Here is a 21,176-nt window from a genome sequence, read left to right on the forward strand (position 1 = left end):
TGATTAAATTTTAAGTGAATGTTTGATGCCTCTCATATCTCCGTAACTCTTGTTATGAAGGTTGTATTTACAATTTACAATTACATGAATGTAACGTTATTCATGCTATTCCCCATGATATTATAATTGGTGATTCATCTTATAACAGTATATTCTTATCATTTTATTGTTTTGAAAAAAATCTAACCTTAAAGCAAAGTTCCCCCAAACCTTTCAGTCTGAGGGAACTTAAAATAAATTTCAATATTTACTTAAATCTATCAAATTTATATATACCTATCACTTGTAAAGGGTTGAATGAAACTTCTGGAACTCCTTCTCAGTACAATCGTAATGCTTGTCACCAACTAAAATCCCGCTCCATTGGTTAACTTCAATATTAACAGATTTGCCATCGTTATAGTTAATTGTCAAATACTGATAGGCTGACGGTATTTTGTTATATGGCGTTTCTGATTTCCCTGTGATCAACTCGTTAAGTGCTCCAACAATTTTTTTGATGGTGGCTGTATCGTTTACCACAACAGTTTCGGTTTCCTCTTTGAGTGATCCGTCGTCATTATAAAGCCACTTATTGTACGTAATGTCTTTAATTTGTGAGTCTACAATCTTTTGGGAATCATTGATATTTTTGCATCCAGTAAACAAGAATGCACATATAAAAGCAAGAATACAATACTTCAATTTCATAGATTTTATATTCCTTTCCTAATTCAAATATACACAATCTGTTACATATCCACTATTTATGTATCGTACAGTGTTTCCCCAACCATCGACGCATAAAACAAACTTACTTTGGGCTCCGTTAGTTGAGATTACTTCACGATATCCATACGCACAAACTGCGTGGAACATTCGATTTGTAGAAACACTTTGGTCATTGAACCATCCATCAAAAATTATAACAACAGGCTTATTTGCTGAGACCTTAGACTTGAGCTTCGCATATGCGTCAGATGAACCTGAGATATAACTTGCAGTATACTGAGAAGCGGTCCCTGTTCCTGTAGCATAAGCATCAATAAACGAATTCACAGCATTCTTGGTTCGAACTTGCCAACTGTTCGTAGGCTTTTCGATATATATACGATCAGCAAGCCAAGATGTCAAAGCTGATCCTGTACTATTTACATATGACGATGGAGCAATATTATTGTTTATATGATCATCATAATATGCAATAAGAGTAGCTGACGCAGTGGCAAGACATATGCCAGTAGGATTATAGTCATAATTCCTCGGTACATAAGGAGTCTTATCTGAAGAAGTAACTGAACCAGATGGAGCTGAATAATTATATGTGTTTACTTCAGTATTAGCAACCGCGTCTGTTATGAGAGCTTTATTTTCTATATTTTTTTTAACAGCATTATTCTTGATAATATCCTCTTTATTTATAACACTACCAGAATAAACTGATATAAATTTATCGTTCTTACCTTTTTCATAGTAAGACATTGGGGCAGTAATATATAGTTTTTCACCTGGCGTTACATATGAAAATGGAGAATTTCCAACCAAAGAGTATTCAACTATTTCACCTTTAACGTCTTGTACAATGAATCCGCCACCTGACAATTCTGTACAATACGCTATAACTGTTTGGTCGGCATTATAAAGTGATTTTGTTGCAATAATATTTTTTTCGGGATTATCGTTAAGGATACAGTTAAATTGATTAGATGGAGTAAATCCGTTGATTACTGATGAACTCGCAACATGCCATGGGGAGTTCACTAAAAAAATAATAACCAATAACATCCCCAAAAATTTTTTAATTTTGTTCAAAATTTACCTCCTAAATTGTTTATGTCCTTATTCCTTAGAAAAAGAAACATTTATATTTAATAGTTATATATCAAATATACCACATTAAATTGGTAAAATCAATCATAGCATACATAAAATTACATTATTGGCCAAATTCGTCTTTTAACTAGGATTAACATTTTCATATGGAGAATGAATATAACATTTAGTTTGCATAACTAACTTCCGGGTGTATGAATGCGGGAAGTTACTCCTGTACTTCACTCATATATTTTGCAAGAGAAATAGCAGAAAGATATGGCCACGAAGGCATATTTGCACATGCAGTTAATCCCGGTACTGTTCGAACCAACTTAGTTCGTCCTGAAAATGTAAGCAAATTATATTATGAAATTGTGGGTCGACTTATGAAGCTTCCGATATTGACAATTTCATCGGATAAACCAGCAGAGGCTATTTACTATATCGCAAGTTACAACACTACTCTTACAGCGAATGGTCTCTATTGGGACATGAAAAAAGTGAAAGAACCAGTACTACCTTTGAATGTGGATTTGCAGGCAAAAAAATTATGGGACACAAGTCGAAAATATGTTGGATTATAGGAGAATAGATAGTATGAAAGGAATAATTTTATATTTTTCACTCACTGGAAATACAAAGTTAGCATGTGAGTATATTAGAAGCAAATTAACAAATGTAGATTTTGAGCTTTATGACATGCGTAAAGGGTATCCAGAGTTTAAGAATTATGATTTGGTTGGTTTTGCAACCTACGCAAGTGAATATAAGGTGGCAAGTTTTGTAAAAGAGTATATGAACGGTATGCCGGAATATGAAAATAGGCCTGCTTTTGTATTTACTACTTATGGGCAACAAAATGGTGCAGCTACAATGATGCTTGCCAAGTACGCAAAAGATAAAGGGTTCAAGATAGTTCATGAGAATTCACTGAATACACCTGAGAACTATCCACCTGTAATTCGTTCATCTCATGGTCATATTGATAATCCTACTTCGGAACAGATGATGGTGTTTGATAAATTCATTGAACAGTTGGATTCAGTAGCATTAAAACTTTCTAATGGTATCAAAGTGCCAGAATACAAAGTTACAGCGAAAAGAAAATATATTATTCAAAGTAAAATTATACCGCGATTTATGATGCAAGGAATCATGGGTAAAAAGCAGATTGATACAAATCTTTGCATTAAGTGTAAAAAATGTGTTGCTGCATGTCCGTATGGTGCTGTTAGTATGAATCAATATCCGGGTTTTGATGAATCAAAGTGCTATGGATGTTTTGCATGTTATAATCTTTGCCCCAAAATGGCGATCTACACAAAACATTACAAGCAATTTGGGCATTACCCAAAACCAATTCCCGAGCTAGCTAATAAATTGAAAGTTAGGCATAAGTAATCGAAATCAAAAAACACTAAAACTATAAACTAATAGAGGCTACCAATAATTAATGATTACGTCATCAAGAATTTTTAATTATTTCCACTACGCGTCAATTAGGATTTACTCTCAAAGTCTTGATAGTTTGTTGTTGCGGTGTTATTATTTGTATATATCTTATATGGCTAATAATGGGAAGCTAATCGAGCCAAGCATTATGGCTAAAACGGGAAAATATAAAATATAAGTTAAAAAGAAAAATCTTGCGAAATGAAAGGATTGAATCATTAATATGAAGTATTATGTAGATTCAAAATCACTTAAAGGTGGAGATGGAAGTAAAGAGCATCCTTTTGGAAAAATACAGGATGCAGCAAATATTGCATTACCTGGAGATGAGGTTATCGTGGCGCCAGGTATTTACAGAGAAAATGTTAATCCTATCAATAGTGGAACTGTAGACAACAGAATTATTTATCGTTCCGAGGAGAAAAAAGCTGCAATTATAACTGGAGCCGAGGAAGTTAAGAATTGGGAACTTCATGAGGGTAATGTATGGAAAGCAATAATTCCTAATGCTTTATTTGGAGATTATAATCCATATACAACCCTTGTTTATGGGGACTGGTATGTTGCAACAATAATTGCACATACTGGAGATGTCTTTTTGAATAATAAGTCCATGTATGAAGTGACTGAGTTAGATAAAGTGTTAAATCCCGGGAAAAATATGCGCTCTTGGGATTCTGATTTTACAGTTTATACATGGTATACTACTCAGGACACTGAGAAAAATGAAACTATTTTGTATGCTAACTTTCAAGATAAAAATCCTAACGAGGAAAATGTAGAAATCAGCGTTAGAAAAAATTGTTTCTACCCAAAAGAAGAAGGAGTTGGATATATAACTTTTTCTGGGTTTACAGTAAGACAAGCTGCAACACAATGGGCACCACCAACAGCATTGCAGGAGGGTATGATAGGACCGCATTGGTCAAAAGGATGGATCATTGAGGATTGCGACGTTTATGAGGCAAAATGCTCTGGCATATCCCTTGGTAAATATTTGCAACCAGAAAATGATAATAAATGGTCTAAATTAAAATTTAAGGATGGTACTCAAACAGAGCGTGACAATATCTGTCAAGCGCAAAGAGAAGGATGGTCAAAGGATAAAATTGGCTCACATATAGTAAGAAGATGTGACATTCATGATTGTGGACAGACAGGTATTGTAGGACATTTGGGTGGCGTTTTCTCTATTATAGAGGATAATGAAATTCATCATATCAATAATAAACAAAATCTCGCTGGAGCTGAAATTGGTGGAATCAAAATGCATGCGGCTATCGATGTAATCATTAGGCGAAACCATATCCATCATTGCACAAGAGGGTTATGGCTTGATTGGCAAGCGCAAGGCACTCGAGTATCCGGGAATTTGTTCCATGATAATTGTACACCTGAGAATGAAAATTTTGCAGATGTAGGTATAATGGGTGTTGGAGAAGACCTCTTTATCGAAGTATCTCATGGACCTACATTAGTAGATAATAATATTTTCTTATCAGACCGAGCTTTAAAGCTTCCAACACAAGGGGTAGCATTTGTGCATAATCTGATTGCAGGTTCGATGGTGGCAATTGGAAGGGGTGTAAATAATGGAGCATTGACTAAAATCTCACCACGCTATACGCCTTATCATGTTCCGCATCAAACAGAGATTGCAGGCTTTATGTCATTTTTGCATGGTGATATGAGATTCTATAATAATATTTTCATACAGCAAGAAATTCGAATGGAATTACAAAAGTATTTAGATTCTACGGGTGAAACTGAATGGGATGATAATAATCTGTTTACTGGTACTTCTCCATATGAGAATTATCCGACTTGGGATGAATACGAGAAGCAGTTTGAAGGATATTGTGGTATGGGTTCAGCACCGAGTGATCGTTACTATAATCCACTTCCAGTATGGGCAGAAGGTAATGTTTATTTTAATGGCGCAAAAGCTATGTCAAAGGAAAATGCAGTTATTGATAATGAGCATACAATTACAGTTTCAGTTGAAGAAAGGAATGGAAAATATTCTATCAAAACAAATCTTAATGATTATGTGCAAAAGTTGAAGGCTACTACATTAATTTCAACAGAAACATTAGGAATGGCTTTTGAGCCAGAGCAAAAATTTGAAAATCCAGATGGAACGTCCATTGTATTTAACGAGGATTATTTTGGGGAATCCTTTGGATTGAATCCTATTGCTGGTCCTTTTACAGAAAAGTCACTTAAAACAATGTAATTTAGATTTACAACCATCTGACATACGTCTCTATTTACAAGTGTCTAATCTCAAGGGATAAATTAACTTGAAAAAAGCCCACAGTTCTGCTACAGTTCTGTGGGCTTTCATAGCGATTGGTTTTTTTTGGTGAATTATAAAGAGATCATAAAGAAATGAAGTAAGGTATCAATCTGTTGACGATTCAGAACGGGTATGATATACTGACACTGCTTAAAAATTAAATAGGACAGTTCGTAATCCATCCTGTCGTAAAATAAAACTAGGACTTCAACCGCAAATTATAATTATTTGAGGCTTTTATGAAAGGACTTTTTAAGTCCTTTTTTTTGTTCCGTAGAAAAGCTTTACTTTTCTATGTCGGAAGAACAAAGCGTCAATTAATATAAGTCTGTTAAAGCTTAACGGCGTTTTGTTCTTGTTAAGTTCTATATTTATCTAAAGGTGTCTGATTCCGAACACGTGCTGGAAGCATGTTTCTTTAACTTCCTATTTCTTTGAAACTTATATACAAAATATATATGGTGATTTAGACTGATTCATCAAATCAAAAATAAAAAGGTGAAGAAATGAAAAATATAGGTTTAACAACAACTGTACCAATCGAAGTTCTGATTAGCGCAGGCTATAGCCCCATGGATTTAAATAATGTTTTTGTCACATCTGACAATCATTTAAAATATATAGAGCTTGCGGAAAGAGATGGGTTTCCTAAAAGTATGTGTGCGTGGATAAAAGGTTTATATGGCGTCTGCATGCAGCATCAGATCAGTGAAATCCTGGGCGTAATAGAAGGGGATTGTTCGAATTCTAAGGCTCTAGTTGACTTATGGGCTAGTAAGGGGGTAACAATTTATCCCTTCTCCTTTCCTCAATCTCGTAAAAAGGAAGATCTTAAATTAGAAATTAATAAACTTATGACCATGATGAATGTTGATATCCATCAAGTTGAAAAGGTTAGACAAGAATTAAATCAAATCAGAGCATTAGCACACAAAATTGATCAGTTGACATATCAAGAATCAAGAGCTACCGGGTTTGAAAATCATTTATACCAAGTAAGCTGCAGTGATTTTAATGGAGATGTCAGTCAGTTCAGGGAACAGCTAAAATCAACAATTGAAGAAATAAAGCTTAGAAAGCCACAAAAGAAAAACTTAAGATTAGGTTATATAGGGGTTCCGCCTATGACAGCCGATTTATACGCATTTGTAGAGGAATTGGATGCAAGCATTATTTATAATGAAGTGCAGAGAGAGTTTACGTTTCCAAGAGCCATGGAGGCTCATGATATCTACGAACAATACGCAGATTATACGTATCCTTATGATAGCACTTTTAGAATTGAAGAAATTAAGAAGCAAATGAAAGAACGTAGCCTAGATGGACTAATCCATTATACCCAAGCTTTTTGCCATAGAGCTATTGATGATATTATTATAAAAGGAGCACTTCAAATCCCAATTCTAAATATAGAAGGTGACCAAGCGAATGTCCTTGATGCTCGAACTAAGCTTAGACTAGAAGCCTTTTTAGATATGCTGTCTGATAGAAAGGGGAACAAGTAAATGAGGGTATTAGGAATTGATCTTGGGAGTAGGGCAGTAAAAATAGTGATCATGGAAGATGGAATAGTCATTAAGCGACAAGCCATCAGTACCATGTCTTTTTATAGAGACTATTGTAATTATGAGGATAAGCTGGTAGTCAATTTAGCCAAGTTAAATATTCCGGACATTGATTTAGCAATATCAACGGGTTATGGTCGAAATAATACAGACTTAAGCAAATTTAAGGCGATAAATGAAATCAAAGCTCATGTTTATGGTGGCTTATATCAAACTGGTCTCACGGATTTTATTTTATTAGATGTTGGTGGTCAGGATGTGAAAGTCACGAAAGTTGAAAAAGGTATTCTCACGGATTTAGAACTCAATGAAAAGTGTGCCGCATCCTGTGGCAGATATTTAGAAAATATGGCTCAGGTCTTAGAAATTCCACTTGAAAAAATGAGTGGGTATTACGAAAACCAGGTGGAGCTTAACGCAACTTGCGCAGTATTTTCTGAGTCCGAGTTGATTGGTAAGATAGCAGAAGGTTTTTCACTTGAACAATTATGCGCCAGTGTAAATTATTCCTTATATAAAAAACTTATGCCAATGCTGAATAAGTTTAAAGGGAACTGTCTCATTCTTTCAGGAGGTGTAGCGAATAATGCTGGGCTTCGGTACTATTTGAAAGCACATTATGATGAAGTACGAACCGTAAATCAACCTGAGTATAATGGCGCAATAGGCTGCTGCTATTACGGACTAAATTATTATAAAGAGGAGAAATAAATATGTTTATCATAAGCACAGAGCATAGTTTTGACAGTGCTCATTTTCTAGCAGGTTATGAGGGAAAATGTAGTCATATTCATGGGCACAGATGGCGTGTTATAATAGAAGTACAAGCTGAGAAACTAAAGGCTGCGGGTCAATTGGAAGGCATGGTTGATGATTTTACAAACCTCAAAGATGATGTAAAAAAATTAGTTGATCGGTTTGACCATTGTTTAATCATCCAAGAAGGAACCATGAGAGAAAAAACCCTCAGCTGCCTAATTGAAGATGGATTTGATATTAAGACAGTTACCTTTAGACCGACTGCTGAAAACTTTTCTGAATATTTTTATGGATGTATGGAAGAAAAAGGCTATCATGTTAAAAGAGTTTCTGTATATGAAACACCAAATAACTGTGCTATATATGAGAAGAACTGAGGTACATAGTGAAAAAATATAAAGTTGTTGAAAAATTCGTAAGTATTAATGGTGAAGGTACTTTAGCTGGCCAATTAGCTGTCTTTATTCGTTTTCAAGGATGTAATTTAAACTGTTCCTATTGTGATACAGCTTGGGCAAATGAAACAAATTGTGATTTTATAGAAATGACTAAGAAAGAAATAGCCGAATATATCAAAAACACTGGCATATATAATGTAACCTTGACCGGTGGGGAACCATTGCTTCAGGAAAACATCAAGGATCTCATTGAATATTTATTAGAAAACGATGCACTTACAATTGAAATCGAAACCAATGGAAGTGTAGATATTGCACCTATTAAGCTGATAACATGTGAAAATGTGAAGTTAACGATGGATTATAAATTATTATCGAGTGAAATGGAAAAACATATGTGTATCAATAACCTAATATTATTAGGCAAAAAAGATACCATTAAGTTTGTAGCTGGAAGTTTAGAAGACTTAGAGTTGGCGAAATCTTTAATAAATCAGTATGATCTTATACAACGTACCAACGTTCACATAAGTCCTGTTTTTGGAAAAATAAATCCAGATACAATAGTAGAGTGGATGAAAGACAATAGTATGAACCGCGTCACATTACAACTCCAATTACATAAGGTCATTTGGGGTATGGATACCAAGGGGGTGTAAAACATGGCAATTGATTTAATAAAAATAGAAGAACATATCCGAGGTATTTTAATTGCATTAGGTGAAAATCCTGATCGTGAAGGCCTAAAAGAAACGCCAAAACGTGTTGCCAATATGTATGCAGAAGTATTTGAAGGTATGAATTATACAAATGATGAAATTGCTGAGATGTTCAACAAAACCTTTGAAGAGGATTTGGTCTTAGAAGAAGGAACAAAAGATATGGTTATGATGAAGGATATTGATATTTTCAGCCATTGTGAGCATCATATTGCCCTAATGTATAACATGAAAGTAGCAGTCGCCTATCTTCCGAGTAAGAAGATTATTGGCCTTAGTAAAATTGCAAGAATTGTTGATATGGTCGGTCGAAGACTACAATTACAAGAGCGTATTGGTACCGATATTGCAGAGATCATTCAAAAAATTACACAGTCTGCGGATGTAGCTGTAATCATTGAAGGCGAGCATGGCTGTATGACCGTAAGGGGCATAAAGAAAGTAAATGCTAAGACGATTACCACAACATTAAGAGGTAAGTTTCAAACGGATACCGATTTATATAACAAATTATTTAACTTATACAGATAAGAAAAAACTAAAATATTAAGGAGACTAACATAATGAATAAAGAAAGTGCAGTAATTATTTTTAGTGGTGGACAAGACAGTACAACTTGCCTATTTTGGGCAATGAAAAGATACAAAGAGGTAATCGCCGTTTCTTTTGATTATGGACAAAAACATAAGCTTGAGTTAGAATGTGCGAAAAATATATGTAAAAAACATGGTGTAGAACACCATATATTGGATATGAGTTTATTGAATCAATTAGCACCTAATTCTTTAACTAGAGCAGATATTGCTGTAGATAAAGATGCGCCTGTAGTTGGTACACCGAATACATTTGTAGACGGTAGAAATCTTTTATTCCTAACCTTCGGTGCAATTTTTGCAAAACAAAGAAATATCAATCACATTGTAACTGGTGTTTCACAGAGTGATTTTAGTGGGTACCCAGATTGTAGAGATGTCTTTATAAAATCTCTGAATGTTACATTAGAATTATCAATGGAATATCCCTTCGTTATTCATACACCACTTATGTGGATCGACAAAGCGGAGACTTGGGAACTTGCCAATGATTTAGGTGTTTTAGATATTATAAAAGAAGAAACTTTAACCTGTTACAATGGAGTCATTGGACGAGGTTGTGGGGATTGTCCTGCTTGCAAGTTAAGAAACAAAGGCCTTGCCGCATTTGAAGAAAAACTTAAGGCATAATAATTTTACAAATAAAACATCAATAATGGGCATTTGTTTTGAAACACAAGCAATTGCCCATGTTTTTGCTGGTTTTTGGAGGTTCATTATGGAGAACGAGAGAATTAATAAGATATTGATGCATCCTAGCTATAACAAGCATATAGAAAAAATAAAGCATTATGAAAAAGATCGCCCTTTTTGCGGTCATAATCTGAGTCATCTTCTGGATACTGCTAGAATTGGGTATATTATGAATTTAGAAGGTCATCTGAACTTGAAAAAAGACGTAATTTATGGTGCGGCTTTACTTCATGATATCGGTAGGTGGCAACAGTACCAAGGTAATAGAAAACATGATATAGCCAGTGCTGAATTGTGTGAGGAAATTCTTCGTGATTGTGAATATTATGAGGATGAAATTACGAAGATTAAGACAGCGATTTCTAATCATTGCACAGTACCAAAAGAAGAGGATGATTGTCTTTCAAAATTACTATATGAGGCTGACAAGAAATCTAGGAGTTGCTTCGAATGTCAGAAGGAAATAGAATGTGATTGGCCCAATAGGAAAAAGAATCTTGTTATTACCTATTAGCATTGGGAATGAGTAGAGAGGATTATGAAATATGAAAATTGGTCAACAAGAATTTGTACTAGGGGAAAGAACATATATAATGGGCATATTAAATGTGACGCCTGATTCTTTTTCAGATGGTGGAATGTTTAATAATATAGAATCCGCAATAAAGCAGGGAATGCGTATGATAGAGGATGGGGCAGATATCATAGACATTGGTGGAGAATCAACTAGACCTGGACATGAGATTATATCGGAAGAGGAAGAGATAAGACGAACAGTTCCAGTCATTGAAGCACTTGTAAAAGATACAAATATCCCGATCTCGATAGATACTTCAAAAGCTTCCGTAGCAGAAGCCGGGGTAAAAGCCGGTGCAAGTCTCGTTAATGATGTTTGGGGATTAAAAAAAGATCCTTACATCGCAAAAGTAATCGCTAAATATGAAGTGCCCTGCTGCATTATGCATAATAGAGAAAATAGAGATTATGTTAATTTTCTCGAAGATATGATATCCGATTTAAAGGAAAGCCTATTCATTGCAAAGGCTGCTGGAATCAAAGATGAAAACATTATTTTAGATCCAGGCATTGGTTTTGCAAAGACATTAGATCAAAACTTGGAAGCAATGAATCGATTAGAAGCGCTAAAAGTACTAGGTTATCCTCTTTTACTTGGAACATCTAGAAAATCTATGATTGGCCTAACACTTAACTTACCTGTACCAGAAAGAGTGGAGGGAACTCTAGCAACAACTGTTATAGGAATCATGAAGGGCTATGATTTTATTCGAGTACATGATATTAAAGAAAACAAACGCGTAGCAATGATGACAGATGCAATCGTTAGAAGAGGAGTGACTAAAATTGGATAAAATAATTGTGAAAGACTTAGAAGTTTACGCCTATCATGGTGTTAATGTAGAGGAAAAAAAGCTGGGGCAAAAGTTTCTGATTTCGGTGGAGCTACAACTAGACCTAAAAGATGCGGGTAAAAATGATGACTTAATGGCTACAGTCAATTATGCGCAGCTTTGTACCAATCTAGAAAAAGAATTTTTAAAAGAAAAGTATGACTTGATTGAACGTGCAGCTGAAAAGCTTTGCGAATATATATTAATAAACTATGAAAAAGTTCGGGGTGTTAAGCTGACCCTAAAAAAACCATGGGCACCTATTGGTAGAATGGTAGATTATGCAGCAGTAGAACTAGAAAGAGAATGGCATACCGCTTACATTGCATTAGGTTCAAATCTAGGGGATAAGTATTTAAACATCAATAAAGCGTTAGAACAGATTCAAGAATCCCCTTTCTGCCAACTCCTTCAAAAGTCAAAATGGTATGAAACAGAGCCTGTAGGCTATCTTGACCAAGATATTTTTGTGAATGGCGCAATTGAAATTAAAACATTATTAACACCTAAGGAGCTCATCCAGTTTCTATTAGATATCGAAAAGCAACTAAAGAGAGAACGAACAATTCACTGGGGACCAAGAACCATTGATTTAGATGTACTCCTTTATGATGATTTAATCACTTCTAATGAAGAAATTATTGTGCCCCATCCAAGAATGCATGAAAGAGCTTTTGTATTAATGCCTTTGAATGATATCGCCCCTTATAAGATGCATCCTATATTGAACCAGAGGGTATGTCAGTTATTAAAGGCTCTCGATGCAATATAGTTAATCATTTATATAGGAAACCTGTCTGCTGCGATGTTGAAGGAAACAAGTGAAAAGCAAAGTTATCTTTATTGAATACGCCTATGTTGGCGACGTACTGCACAAGCCGTTCTTAACAAGGTGCAACCTCTGACGGAGTTGAGAGGCTGAGCCTCCAATAGGTTAAGGGCGATAGGCATTACCCAGAGGGAGAATTTTGACGATTAAGGAGTTAGTAAAAAATTTGATATCACATAGGATACTCTTCGCTATTATGAACTGATTGGTATGATTCCACCCGTTACTCGTACTTCAAGCGGAATATTTTTTTGATGATTTATCGTAATTGTTCCTTTGCAATGGACATCTTTCTTTGGAAAAATATAAACTGAGAAAATCATGAAGAAAATCGTCTCAGTTAAACGAAGCGAGAAGTATTATTGATAATTTTTATGGTTTAAATAATCTTAAAAAGTCACTTTCGATTTCTGAAATGCTATGATATGGAGATTCCAGTCTTAACAGTTTTTTTAATAATAATTTTTGATTATAAGTAATATATAATTCTTCATACCACGGTTGCTTTTTGTGGTTTTTAGGTTTTCTAAATGATGAATATAAAAGATATAATAATAAATCTCCTAAATAGGAATAATCAATATCAAATTTATACCGGTTCCCATCAAACCATCGAGCTAATCCAAAATCTACAAGTGATACATGATTACCGTCATATAAAACATTGGCACACCTGATATCTCTATGGATCACACCCATATAATGTAAGTACTTAATAACCTCAATTAACTGAGTACCTATATTATAGATTTCTGAAGCGTTGAAAATATGGTTTTGTTTGAATAACATTTCTTCAATCGAATTACCATTCTTTAATTCCAAAACAAAACCATAAAAACCGTTTTGATTAATTACCCCTAATAGCTTAGGTATTTTATCATGTTCGAGTTGAGATAGGATAACTGCCTCATATTCATTTTTCTCTTTATTCTTTCTATACATTTTTGATTTGAATTGTTTAATTATTACAGGAGAAGCGGATGGAGAAGAAGCAAAATAACACTTTCCATACCGGCCCTCTCCTGCAGCGCGTATGATGGTATAATCACCGAATTGTTTTCCATAATACTTTTTTGAGTTAAATACAGGCAACATATTACTATACCTTTGTTCCACAACTCATACAGAATTTAGCATTAGGAGGAAGCTTCTCGTTACAATTTGGGCAAAACGTGATATTATTAATCTTTTCTCCGCATTCCAAACAGAATTTTGAACCTGTAGGGATTTGGGAATTACATTTGTTGCATATCTGAGTACTTTGCTGCTGTATAGGCTGAGTTTGTAACGGTGGATTCATTTGTATTGGTTGATTTAGATTCGTAGGTTGATTAGGATAGGATTGATTCACGTGTGTTTGCTGATTAGGATAGGTCTGTTGAGTTGATTGGCAATATGGATCATAATGTCCTTTGGAAGAACTTCTTGAAAAGAGGGTATTAAAAAGATTACCGAAGACTCCTTTTTGTCTATAATGATTGTACCCGTTATTACCGTTTTTATATTGATGTCCTTTTGATGATTTTGAAAATGAACTCATTATTATCACTCCTTTTATGATTGAATTATGAGAAAGGCATTCATATGCCTCAGAGGGTAGCAGATGTGTTATCTGGTATTACCCTATTGATGTTTTTTGTAACGCTATTTCTGTGAATAATTCTTACCATGATCTAAAATGAAAGAAGAAAATCTATTATCATTAGCAACATAAATGATAAATAAATTATCATGCAAAGAAAAGAGTATATGGTGTATTACAAGAAAGATGTGTTTTTTCAATAAAATAATGTAATATTTTATGATTAATTTTGCCATTCATAATGAAACCTCCATGTAATGTTTTTCTGTTTTTAACATTCATATGTTAGTTTTTGAGATTTTTCTAAAGACAATATAGACGTGCCAATATACTACTTGGTATTACCTAAAACTTATTTTAAACCGGAATACCCTTCACTTTGTACTAATGCGTTATAACAAATGATGTTTTCTGCTAATGCGGCTGTTTTTATGTCTATTTCTATATTGTTACCATTTTCTGGATACATAATAAAAATAGTCCCATGGTTTCAATAAGAGAATGGTTATTGTTCCAGTCTTATCAACATAAAGAACAGAAACTGCACCTAGAGTCTCTACAGAGGGCAGTTTGTAAACAAGAGATTGTTTTTTGCCATACGTCAAGCACCTGGTTCACCAAGGATAAAATAAATAACTGCAGCAACAATTAACAGCAAAAACATAGGCTCACAAATGATGTGAAAGATCTTCATAATGAAACTTTCTTTTGTGGCGTAAGTTCATTTTTACCATATCTGTCCTGCAGTTTCTTAGCTTCGGCGGAGCTTAGTTCCACCATGTTTTGTTTGTAGTCAGTCATAAAAGTCACCTCCGTTTAGCCTATTTGGCATTCGATTGATAGCTCTATGGCACTCCACACAAGTTCACTTGTTCCTTTAGGTATAAAAAAACACACCTATGGAACATACTACTGTCCCACAGATGTGTATAATATCACAATCTGCTGCCACACTTTGTGGCCCAGCCCCATGACCTTAATATATAAGGTTCATCGCCTGCTCAGTTTGTACTGTTGATCTCGCATTTCAAGTAGAAATGTAATGCAGCGCAAAGAGATAATTCTATAATAGCACAATATCCTATAATTGTCAAAAAGTTTTACGGATTAGATTACAGAGTAAAAGTTACAGAATAAATTTAACAATGCAGCCTGTTAAAGAACTTCTTATTAAAATTATTTCCTGTGTTTGAGCGACTAAAGATATTTAATAACCTCAATAATTGTTTCATCATTTATAAAATGGGAGTCTGTAGAACTTTATTCATTCAATTATAAAATTCATTGACAGTACACTATTTATTATATATATTTAAATGTGGTTCAGGGAGAGATAGCTTGTACTTCATTGTAAAGGGATATTCTGTTACTGCTTTAGATGATGCAGAGGAGCTTTCATGGGTTACAATAATTTTGATTTTGGCATTATCGGCGACATTATTTATCATTTATTGCCAGTAATAGGGGATTTGTTAACAAATAGGACTTAAACTGTGAAAGCAAATGTTAGCTGAATTAGTGAAAAAATAGTTATAGTATGAACGGAGAAAAGAAAATGAATTGGATTACAAAAGTAATTGATATTATTTTACATTTGGATAGCTATCTGAATGTAATTATTCAAACTTATGGGAATTGGACATATGCTTTAATATTTCTCGTTATTTTTTGCGAAACTGGATTGGTTGTTACACCTTTTTTACCTGGAGATTCTATACTTTTTGCGACAGGAGCACTTGCAGCGACTGGCAGCATGAAGCTAATAACGTTATTTGTTATTTTTTATTCCGCAGCTGTTATAGGAGACACTGTGAATTATCATATCGGCAAGAAAATAGGTAATAAAATATTTGAAAAGGAAAATCTAAAGTATATCAATAAGGATTACCTTAAGAGAGCACACCTATTTTATGAAAAGCATGGTTCTATGACTATAGTAGTGGGAAGATTTATTCCCATAATCAGGACTTTTGTTCCTTTTATAGCTGGTATTGGTGAGATGAAATATTCAAAATTTATAATTTATAATATGCTTGGTGGTTTGTTGTGGGTATCGTTATTTCTCGGGGGCGGATTTTTCTTTGGTAACCTTCCTGTTGTAAAGAATAATTTTTCTTATGTATTAATTGTGATTATCATAATTTCAGCACTTCCTGGTATTTATGTGTTTTTAAAAGAGAAGAAGAACACAAACATTAATTAAATCAAACTAAATTCAAAATAACAAAATTACTTATATACTGATAATAAGCAAACTGTTAATCCTAAGGATGCATGAGAAAGATAACCAGTGAAAACTGGACTTTCTCCATGCGTCCTTTTTAATTTACGCGAGGGTAAATTAAAGAATCAACAATATCTTGCATGGTTAGATACGACCGCACCCGCGATAAGCGGAGAAACTCGAATAGCGTGCTTCTTCCGGTTGCATATTTTTTGAAATAGATTTATTAGTTAACCGATTTATCTTATTCAATCTATATTTTACAATTATATTTCTTTCATCTCTTTGTATTTTTCTTAACTTAGAATATTAATGTGGTTTTGTATTGAAAATATACCTGAATAATTAGTTTAGAAATTGTTTATATATTACCTTCGAATTATTTATTTCTTAAAAGTACAATAAGTTAAGAAAACATTAGGAGGTAATCTTTTATGAGAAAGAGAACTCATTTCAGGATAGCTCGTTTAGCTATTAATAATATGAAACTGGCTTATCCTGGTTCTGATAGACAAATAATAAAAAGATGGGCCTTTTATCTAGGTTCAGTAATTCCTGATTTATCTATTAATCAATTTATTCACCCACATTATTACGAAAAATCATCGGAATATGTATTTGAAAAACTGAATTTGATAATGAACAAGCCTGTTAAGAAGATTTCGGATGTAATATTATTAGGTGAAATGGTTCATTATTTGTGTGATTTTTGCTGTTTTGCCCATATTGGCGGCAGCATAGGGAAGGCTACCGAACACTTAGTCTATGAAAGAGAGATTCATAAATACTTATTAAAAAATCAGCAAAGTTTAGTAGACATAATATCACATGATAAATATGTTTCAGAAAACTGTTCCGATCAAATTGTAGATCAAGTGAAAATTCGACTTTCTCACTACAGAAGGATGGAACCAAGCTATGATTGGGATATTGTTAATGCATTTTATATTACCTCGATGATCTACTGTGAACTGTTGAGGGATAAAGTGACTACAGATAAATATAAGATGGAACTAGCCTTATATGATGGGGGAAGCCGGTAGGTAACAGGTTTCTATTGTATATCAATTAATTATATGGAGAAATTATGGTAAATAAAAGGATCAAACTAATAGATATCATTACGATTTTCGGTCTTATAATGACGGTTATCTTTATTATTTATGGCTTTCAAACGAAAATTTTTGTTTCTTCCGATGCGCTTCAGAACTTTTTGAAAAAATTTGGGATCTTTACTGATATTATATTTATAATAGTACAAGCAGTACAAGTGGTGGTTCCAATTATTCCAGGTGCATTAGGTTGTCTTGCTGGAGTAATCATCTTTGGGCCGATCAAGGGCTTTCTATACAACTATATAGGTATCTGTATGGGATCAATAATAGCCTTTTTCTTGTCAAGACACTATGGAATCGGACTAGTAGAGAAGTTATCAAGTCAAAAATTGATAAAAAAATATCGCTCTTGGTTAACGAGTGACAAATTTGATAAATGGTTTGCGATTGCAATCTTTTTACCAGTGGCACCGGATGATTTTCTATGTTATTTAGCCGGTATTACTAGAATTTCGGTTAAAAAATACTGCTTGATCATACTTACCTGTAAACCATTTGCGATAGCTGCTTACTCAATGGGGCTAAATCTTATATTAACAACGATTACCCAATACATTATTCCATTGATAAGAAAATAACTAAACTTAGGAAAGGCAAAAGGAAAATATTATGAAAATCTGGCTATATCAAGGTGGTATGAAGTTGGTTTCAAAAAGTGGTGTAGGAAAAGCTTATGAACATCAAAGGGCAGCATTAGAGGAAAAGAGAATTGCTTTTAGCACTCGAATCTGTCATGATTATAATATCGTTCAATTAAATACGATTTTTCCAGATTCCTTAATAGTTGCATTGATAGCTAAAATATTTAGGAAAAAGGTTGTATATTATGCTCATTCGACGATGGAGGACTTTAAGAAATCCTTTAGAGGTTCCGAAATCATCGCACCTTTATTTAAAAGATGGATAAAATTCTGTTACAGTATGGGTGATATTATTATTACGCCGACAGATTATTCAAAAAAACTTTTGTATTCTTACAGAATCAAAAAAAATATCATAAGCCTGTCAAATGGAGTAGATTTGGAGTTTTATCAACGAAATGAGGATTTAGGTAAGCAGTTCAGAGAAAAATATCATTTTTTAGACTCGGACAAAATAATAATGTCGGTAGGTCATTATATTGAAAGAAAAGGGATTGAAGATTTTGTGGAACTAGCTGGGCGAATGCCGGATTACCAGTTTGTATGGTTCGGATATACGAATCTTAATCTGATTCCTGAGAAAATAAAAAATCTGATTCAGAATAAGTTGCCCAACCTTCATTTTCCCGGATATATCTCATCGGAAGAGTTAAAACAAGCCTATAGCGGTAGTGATTTATTTCTGTTCCTAACACAGGAAGAGACAGAAGGTATTGTATTACTGGAAGCATTGGCTATGAAGATACCTATACTGATTAGGGATATCCCAATTTATAAAAATTGGTTGATAGACAGACAACATGTATATAAGGGAAAGAAGAATGATGAATTTGAAATATTAATTAATGATATTGTGGAAAGAACAGTTCCATGTCTGATAGAAGATGGATATCAGATGGTGAAAGATAGAAGCTTATCTATAGTGGGAGAAGTTTTATATGATGTTTATCAGGAATTATTAATAACTGATATACATAATCAGAAAAGAACTGGAAGCAATATTAATACGGTTACAATAATGCGATGACAATTGATTGGAAGAGGTGAAATAATGTTTAAATTAATTAATAATCTGGATGGATACTTGCTTTTACTCATCCAACAGCACATCAGGCAGCCAATACTTACTCCGGTTTTTAAACTATTAACGGATATGGGGAGCAATGGGCTGATATGGCTTATTATTACTATGGTTTTACTGTGTTTTAAGAAATCGAGGGCTGCGGGATTAGTCGCATTATTATCTCTTGCTGCTTGTTTTATAATAAATAATGAAATTCTTAAAAATATAATTGCAAGACCAAGGTCATTTACACAATTAACGCAATTAAATGTCTTAATTCCTAGACCGAGCGATTTTTCTTTTCCGTCAGGGCATACTGCAAGTTCTTTTGCTGCAGCCGGAGCCATTTATTACTATGGTAATAAAAGGTGGGGAATACCTGCCTTTATTCTTGCAGGATTCATAGGCTTTTCTAGATTGTACTTAGGAGTTCACTATCCAAGTGATGTTATATGCGGAGCTCTATTAGGTGCGCTGATCGGTTTTGTTGTTAGCAAAGTCGTATTATATTATCAAAATCACCGCAAGGTTAAAGACTTAGTCAATGAATAATGAAAGGATAAGGTGGTACAAATATGACAATACGTAAACTCATATTAAAATCAAATACTTGGATTGTACTGCTTTCACTCTTGGCTCTGTTGATTATTGGCGGATCCGTTATTTTTATCTTTGAAGATACCTATGTCAGAACCCTGTCGTTAGAGACAAAATTACAAAAAAATGCTTATAATGTTCAGACTCTGCTAAATCATTATAAGGTAAAAAACGAAACATTTACGGATGTTGATTATGATATATTAAATACAAAGCTCAGACGATATGATTATCAGATATATATTACGAGTACAAATAACGAGATAAAATATTCAAATGTACACCATAACCAGCATGAAGCATTGGAATTTCTTCTTCCGGCGATTTCCTACACCAATAAATCTGAGGTATATGTCTGGGAAGATAAAACGATAATTGCAAGAAAGTTGGAAGTAGGTTCCGCAATTTATGATATTATTGCGATTAACAGTTCAGATAAAGAAGGCATTTTCAAATTAAACCGTGGTACCTTTGAACTACTTATATTGTCCTTTCTGATTGTTGGGGTAGGTTCAATTCTCATGATTATGTATATAAGCCGATTTTTTACACAAAAACTGGTCAATCAGATTATGAAGCCAATTAAGAAACTGATTGACGGTGCTGAGCGTATTGAACTTGGGAATCTGGATGAACCTGTTGTTTATACCGGAGAAGATGAATTCGAAATGGTTTGTGGATCCTTTAATAAAATGCAAGAAAGCCTGAAAGCCGGTATGGAAAAAAATGCAGCATATGAGAAGGCGAGAACTGATTTGATAACTGGGATATCGCATGATCTACGAACACCTCTGACAAGTGTGAAAGGATATATCAAGGGGGTTAAGGATGGTATTGCCAATACTCCTGAAAAGCAAGAATTATATTTGGATATTGCCTACAAAAGGGCTTGTGATATGGATGTCCTCCTTCAGAAATTATTCTATTTTTCAAAATTAGAGACAGGAAACATGCCACTATATCTGGCGAAAACTCATTTTGCTAACTTTTTAAAAGATTATATTAAAGAGAACGATGAATTTTTCAATGAAAAAAATCTAGACATCGAATTATCAATAATGGGTAATCATCACGATGTAAAAATAGATAAAGAACAGATCAGTAGGGTTATATCAAATATTATTGATAATTCCATTAAATATAAAATCCATGATAGGATTCATATTAAAGTGGAGGTATCCGGGTACAATGATAAGGAGATTCTAACTATAACTGACAACGGTGAAGGTGTTCCTGAAGAAAAGCTTCCCCATCTGTTTGAACAATTTTTCCGCGCCGATGAAGCTAGGAGCAGTAAAAAAATCGGAAGTGGGTTAGGGCTATATATATCTAAATATATCATTGAACAGCATGGTGGTAGCATAGTTGCCAGAAATGACGGCGGATTGAGTATTGTAATATGCCTGCCCAAAAGAGATGAAGATTAGGTGTAAAATCCTGAGGT

At 34.0% G+C, this 21,176-nt stretch carries 25 protein-coding genes and 1 riboswitch; of the genes, 20 read left to right on the plus strand and 5 right to left on the minus strand.

Going from position 1 to position 21,176, the window contains the following annotated elements; all coding sequences use genetic code 11:
- Positions 1-279 precede the first annotated feature (279 nt).
- Both AC6IWN_RS01795 and AC6IWN_RS01800 read right to left on the minus strand, forming a co-directional pair.
- Positions 280-690 carry a hypothetical protein gene (locus AC6IWN_RS01795; protein ID WP_497990478.1) on the minus strand — a complete coding sequence of 137 codons (411 nt, stop codon included), beginning with the start codon at positions 688-690 and terminating at the stop codon, positions 280-282.
- Positions 691-708: 18 nt separating this feature from the next.
- Complete coding sequence (locus AC6IWN_RS01800) at positions 709-1,791, minus strand: C39 family peptidase (protein ID WP_497990480.1); 1,083 nt, start codon at positions 1,789-1,791, stop codon at positions 709-711.
- A 215-nt stretch (positions 1,792-2,006) separates the two neighbouring features.
- Here AC6IWN_RS01800 and AC6IWN_RS01805 point away from each other — a divergent pair, with 215 nt between their 5' ends.
- From AC6IWN_RS01805 to AC6IWN_RS01865, 13 genes are all read left to right on the plus strand, one after another.
- Positions 2,007-2,378, plus strand: a complete 372-nt coding sequence (locus AC6IWN_RS01805) for a Rossmann-fold NAD(P)-binding domain-containing protein (protein WP_497990482.1) — start codon at positions 2,007-2,009, stop codon at positions 2,376-2,378.
- 13 nt (positions 2,379-2,391) lie between these two features.
- Entirely contained in the window at positions 2,392-3,195 is an 804-nt protein-coding gene (locus AC6IWN_RS01810) for an EFR1 family ferrodoxin (protein WP_497990483.1), read from the plus strand.
- Positions 3,196-3,469: 274 nt separating this feature from the next.
- A complete protein-coding gene (locus AC6IWN_RS01815) occupies positions 3,470-5,482 on the plus strand; it encodes a right-handed parallel beta-helix repeat-containing protein (RefSeq protein WP_497990485.1) in 2,013 nt (670 codons plus the stop codon).
- A 569-nt stretch (positions 5,483-6,051) separates the two neighbouring features.
- Positions 6,052-7,050, plus strand: coding sequence for a 2-hydroxyacyl-CoA dehydratase family protein (locus tag AC6IWN_RS01820; protein WP_497990487.1), 999 nt, complete (start codon positions 6,052-6,054; stop codon positions 7,048-7,050).
- A complete protein-coding gene (locus AC6IWN_RS01825; protein ID WP_497990489.1) occupies positions 7,051-7,821 on the plus strand; it encodes an acyl-CoA dehydratase activase in 771 nt (256 codons plus the stop codon).
- 2 nt (positions 7,822-7,823) lie between these two features.
- On the plus strand, positions 7,824-8,246 hold the full coding sequence (locus tag AC6IWN_RS01830; RefSeq protein ID WP_497990491.1) for a 6-pyruvoyl trahydropterin synthase family protein: 423 nt from the start codon (positions 7,824-7,826) through the stop codon (positions 8,244-8,246).
- An 8-nt stretch (positions 8,247-8,254) separates the two neighbouring features.
- The gene (gene queE, locus AC6IWN_RS01835; protein WP_497990493.1) at positions 8,255-8,926 is read left to right on the plus strand and encodes a putative 7-carboxy-7-deazaguanine synthase QueE; all 672 of its coding nucleotides are present in this window, start codon (positions 8,255-8,257) and stop codon (positions 8,924-8,926) included.
- A 3-nt stretch (positions 8,927-8,929) separates the two neighbouring features.
- On the plus strand, positions 8,930-9,517 hold the full coding sequence (folE, locus tag AC6IWN_RS01840; protein ID WP_497990495.1) for a GTP cyclohydrolase I FolE: 588 nt from the start codon (positions 8,930-8,932) through the stop codon (positions 9,515-9,517).
- Between the two features lie 32 nt (positions 9,518-9,549).
- Positions 9,550-10,209, plus strand: a complete 660-nt coding sequence (queC, locus tag AC6IWN_RS01845) for a 7-cyano-7-deazaguanine synthase QueC (protein WP_497990497.1) — start codon at positions 9,550-9,552, stop codon at positions 10,207-10,209.
- 88 nt (positions 10,210-10,297) lie between these two features.
- Positions 10,298-10,786, plus strand: coding sequence for an HD domain-containing protein (locus AC6IWN_RS01850; protein ID WP_497990498.1), 489 nt, complete (start codon positions 10,298-10,300; stop codon positions 10,784-10,786).
- A 31-nt stretch (positions 10,787-10,817) separates the two neighbouring features.
- Positions 10,818-11,642 (plus strand): dihydropteroate synthase, encoded by an 825-nt coding sequence (gene folP, locus AC6IWN_RS01855; RefSeq protein WP_497990500.1) that lies wholly within the window; start codon positions 10,818-10,820, stop codon positions 11,640-11,642.
- Entirely contained in the window at positions 11,635-12,453 is an 819-nt protein-coding gene (gene folK, locus AC6IWN_RS01860; protein WP_497990502.1) for a 2-amino-4-hydroxy-6-hydroxymethyldihydropteridine diphosphokinase, read from the plus strand. The genes folP and folK overlap by 8 nt, the downstream gene beginning before the upstream one ends.
- Positions 12,454-12,714: 261 nt before the next feature.
- Positions 12,715-12,765: a hypothetical protein gene (locus AC6IWN_RS01865; protein ID WP_497992158.1), complete on the plus strand. Its 51-nt coding sequence runs from the start codon at positions 12,715-12,717 to the stop codon at positions 12,763-12,765.
- 117 nt (positions 12,766-12,882) lie between these two features.
- Here the strand turns inward: AC6IWN_RS01865 and AC6IWN_RS01870 are convergent, their stop codons facing one another.
- From AC6IWN_RS01870 to AC6IWN_RS01880, 3 genes are all read right to left on the minus strand, one after another.
- Positions 12,883-13,605 (minus strand): protein kinase family protein, encoded by a 723-nt coding sequence (locus AC6IWN_RS01870; RefSeq protein WP_497990504.1) that lies wholly within the window; start codon positions 13,603-13,605, stop codon positions 12,883-12,885.
- 4 nt (positions 13,606-13,609) lie between these two features.
- Complete coding sequence (locus AC6IWN_RS01875) at positions 13,610-14,050, minus strand: zinc ribbon domain-containing protein (protein ID WP_497990506.1); 441 nt, start codon at positions 14,048-14,050, stop codon at positions 13,610-13,612.
- Positions 14,051-14,782: 732 nt separating this feature from the next.
- Positions 14,783-14,893, minus strand: a complete 111-nt coding sequence (locus AC6IWN_RS01880) for a cation-transporting P-type ATPase (RefSeq protein WP_497990508.1) — start codon at positions 14,891-14,893, stop codon at positions 14,783-14,785.
- 109 nt (positions 14,894-15,002) lie between these two features.
- Positions 15,003-15,107, minus strand: a riboswitch (NiCo riboswitch).
- Positions 15,108-15,376: 269 nt separating this feature from the next.
- Between AC6IWN_RS01880 and AC6IWN_RS01885 the strand changes: the two genes are divergently transcribed.
- The 7 genes from AC6IWN_RS01885 to AC6IWN_RS01915 all read left to right on the plus strand — a co-directional run bounded on the left by AC6IWN_RS01885 (position 15,377) and on the right by AC6IWN_RS01915 (position 21,159).
- Positions 15,377-15,553 (plus strand): hypothetical protein, encoded by a 177-nt coding sequence (locus AC6IWN_RS01885; RefSeq protein WP_497990510.1) that lies wholly within the window; start codon positions 15,377-15,379, stop codon positions 15,551-15,553.
- Between the two features lie 94 nt (positions 15,554-15,647).
- Positions 15,648-16,295: a DedA family protein gene (locus AC6IWN_RS01890; RefSeq protein ID WP_497990512.1), complete on the plus strand. Its 648-nt coding sequence runs from the start codon at positions 15,648-15,650 to the stop codon at positions 16,293-16,295.
- Positions 16,296-16,750: 455 nt separating this feature from the next.
- On the plus strand, positions 16,751-17,359 hold the full coding sequence (locus AC6IWN_RS01895) for a zinc dependent phospholipase C family protein (protein ID WP_497990514.1): 609 nt from the start codon (positions 16,751-16,753) through the stop codon (positions 17,357-17,359).
- Positions 17,360-17,403: 44 nt separating this feature from the next.
- On the plus strand, positions 17,404-18,009 hold the full coding sequence (locus AC6IWN_RS01900) for a TVP38/TMEM64 family protein (RefSeq protein WP_497990516.1): 606 nt from the start codon (positions 17,404-17,406) through the stop codon (positions 18,007-18,009).
- Between the two features lie 31 nt (positions 18,010-18,040).
- Positions 18,041-19,099 (plus strand): glycosyltransferase, encoded by a 1,059-nt coding sequence (locus AC6IWN_RS01905; protein WP_497990517.1) that lies wholly within the window; start codon positions 18,041-18,043, stop codon positions 19,097-19,099.
- Positions 19,100-19,123: 24 nt separating this feature from the next.
- A complete protein-coding gene (locus tag AC6IWN_RS01910; protein WP_497990519.1) occupies positions 19,124-19,687 on the plus strand; it encodes a phosphatase PAP2 family protein in 564 nt (187 codons plus the stop codon).
- 23 nt (positions 19,688-19,710) lie between these two features.
- Positions 19,711-21,159, plus strand: a complete 1,449-nt coding sequence (locus AC6IWN_RS01915) for a sensor histidine kinase (protein ID WP_497990521.1) — start codon at positions 19,711-19,713, stop codon at positions 21,157-21,159.
- Positions 21,160-21,176 lie beyond the last annotated feature (17 nt).

Source organism: Variimorphobacter sp. HTMS_6, assembly GCF_059717775.1.

Excerpts from the sequence above, each read along its gene's own strand:
- AC6IWN_RS01875 (WP_497990506.1), bottom strand. The coding sequence starts at position 14,050 with ATGAGTTCATTTTCAAAATCATCAAAAGGACATCAATATAAAAACGGT.
- AC6IWN_RS01870 (WP_497990504.1), bottom strand. The coding sequence starts at position 13,605 with ATGTTGCCTGTATTTAACTCAAAAAAGTATTATGGAAAACAATTCGGT.
- AC6IWN_RS01825 (WP_497990489.1), top strand. The coding sequence starts at position 7,051 with ATGAGGGTATTAGGAATTGATCTTGGGAGTAGGGCAGTAAAAATAGTG.
- AC6IWN_RS01905 (WP_497990517.1), top strand. The coding sequence starts at position 18,041 with ATGAAAATCTGGCTATATCAAGGTGGTATGAAGTTGGTTTCAAAAAGT.
- AC6IWN_RS01830 (WP_497990491.1), top strand. The coding sequence starts at position 7,824 with ATGTTTATCATAAGCACAGAGCATAGTTTTGACAGTGCTCATTTTCTA.
- AC6IWN_RS01795 (WP_497990478.1), bottom strand. The coding sequence starts at position 690 with ATGAAATTGAAGTATTGTATTCTTGCTTTTATATGTGCATTCTTGTTT.
- AC6IWN_RS01820 (WP_497990487.1), top strand. The coding sequence starts at position 6,052 with ATGAAAAATATAGGTTTAACAACAACTGTACCAATCGAAGTTCTGATT.
- AC6IWN_RS01805 (WP_497990482.1), top strand. The coding sequence starts at position 2,007 with ATGAATGCGGGAAGTTACTCCTGTACTTCACTCATATATTTTGCAAGA.
- AC6IWN_RS01880 (WP_497990508.1), bottom strand. The coding sequence starts at position 14,893 with ATGACTGACTACAAACAAAACATGGTGGAACTAAGCTCCGCCGAAGCT.
- queC (WP_497990497.1), top strand. The coding sequence starts at position 9,550 with ATGAATAAAGAAAGTGCAGTAATTATTTTTAGTGGTGGACAAGACAGT.
- AC6IWN_RS01910 (WP_497990519.1), top strand. The coding sequence starts at position 19,124 with ATGTTTAAATTAATTAATAATCTGGATGGATACTTGCTTTTACTCATC.
- AC6IWN_RS01850 (WP_497990498.1), top strand. The coding sequence starts at position 10,298 with ATGGAGAACGAGAGAATTAATAAGATATTGATGCATCCTAGCTATAAC.
- AC6IWN_RS01895 (WP_497990514.1), top strand. The coding sequence starts at position 16,751 with ATGAGAAAGAGAACTCATTTCAGGATAGCTCGTTTAGCTATTAATAAT.
- AC6IWN_RS01900 (WP_497990516.1), top strand. The coding sequence starts at position 17,404 with ATGGTAAATAAAAGGATCAAACTAATAGATATCATTACGATTTTCGGT.
- AC6IWN_RS01915 (WP_497990521.1), top strand. The coding sequence starts at position 19,711 with ATGACAATACGTAAACTCATATTAAAATCAAATACTTGGATTGTACTG.
- AC6IWN_RS01810 (WP_497990483.1), top strand. The coding sequence starts at position 2,392 with ATGAAAGGAATAATTTTATATTTTTCACTCACTGGAAATACAAAGTTA.
- folE (WP_497990495.1), top strand. The coding sequence starts at position 8,930 with ATGGCAATTGATTTAATAAAAATAGAAGAACATATCCGAGGTATTTTA.
- folP (WP_497990500.1), top strand. The coding sequence starts at position 10,818 with ATGAAAATTGGTCAACAAGAATTTGTACTAGGGGAAAGAACATATATA.
- AC6IWN_RS01890 (WP_497990512.1), top strand. The coding sequence starts at position 15,648 with ATGAATTGGATTACAAAAGTAATTGATATTATTTTACATTTGGATAGC.
- AC6IWN_RS01815 (WP_497990485.1), top strand. The coding sequence starts at position 3,470 with ATGAAGTATTATGTAGATTCAAAATCACTTAAAGGTGGAGATGGAAGT.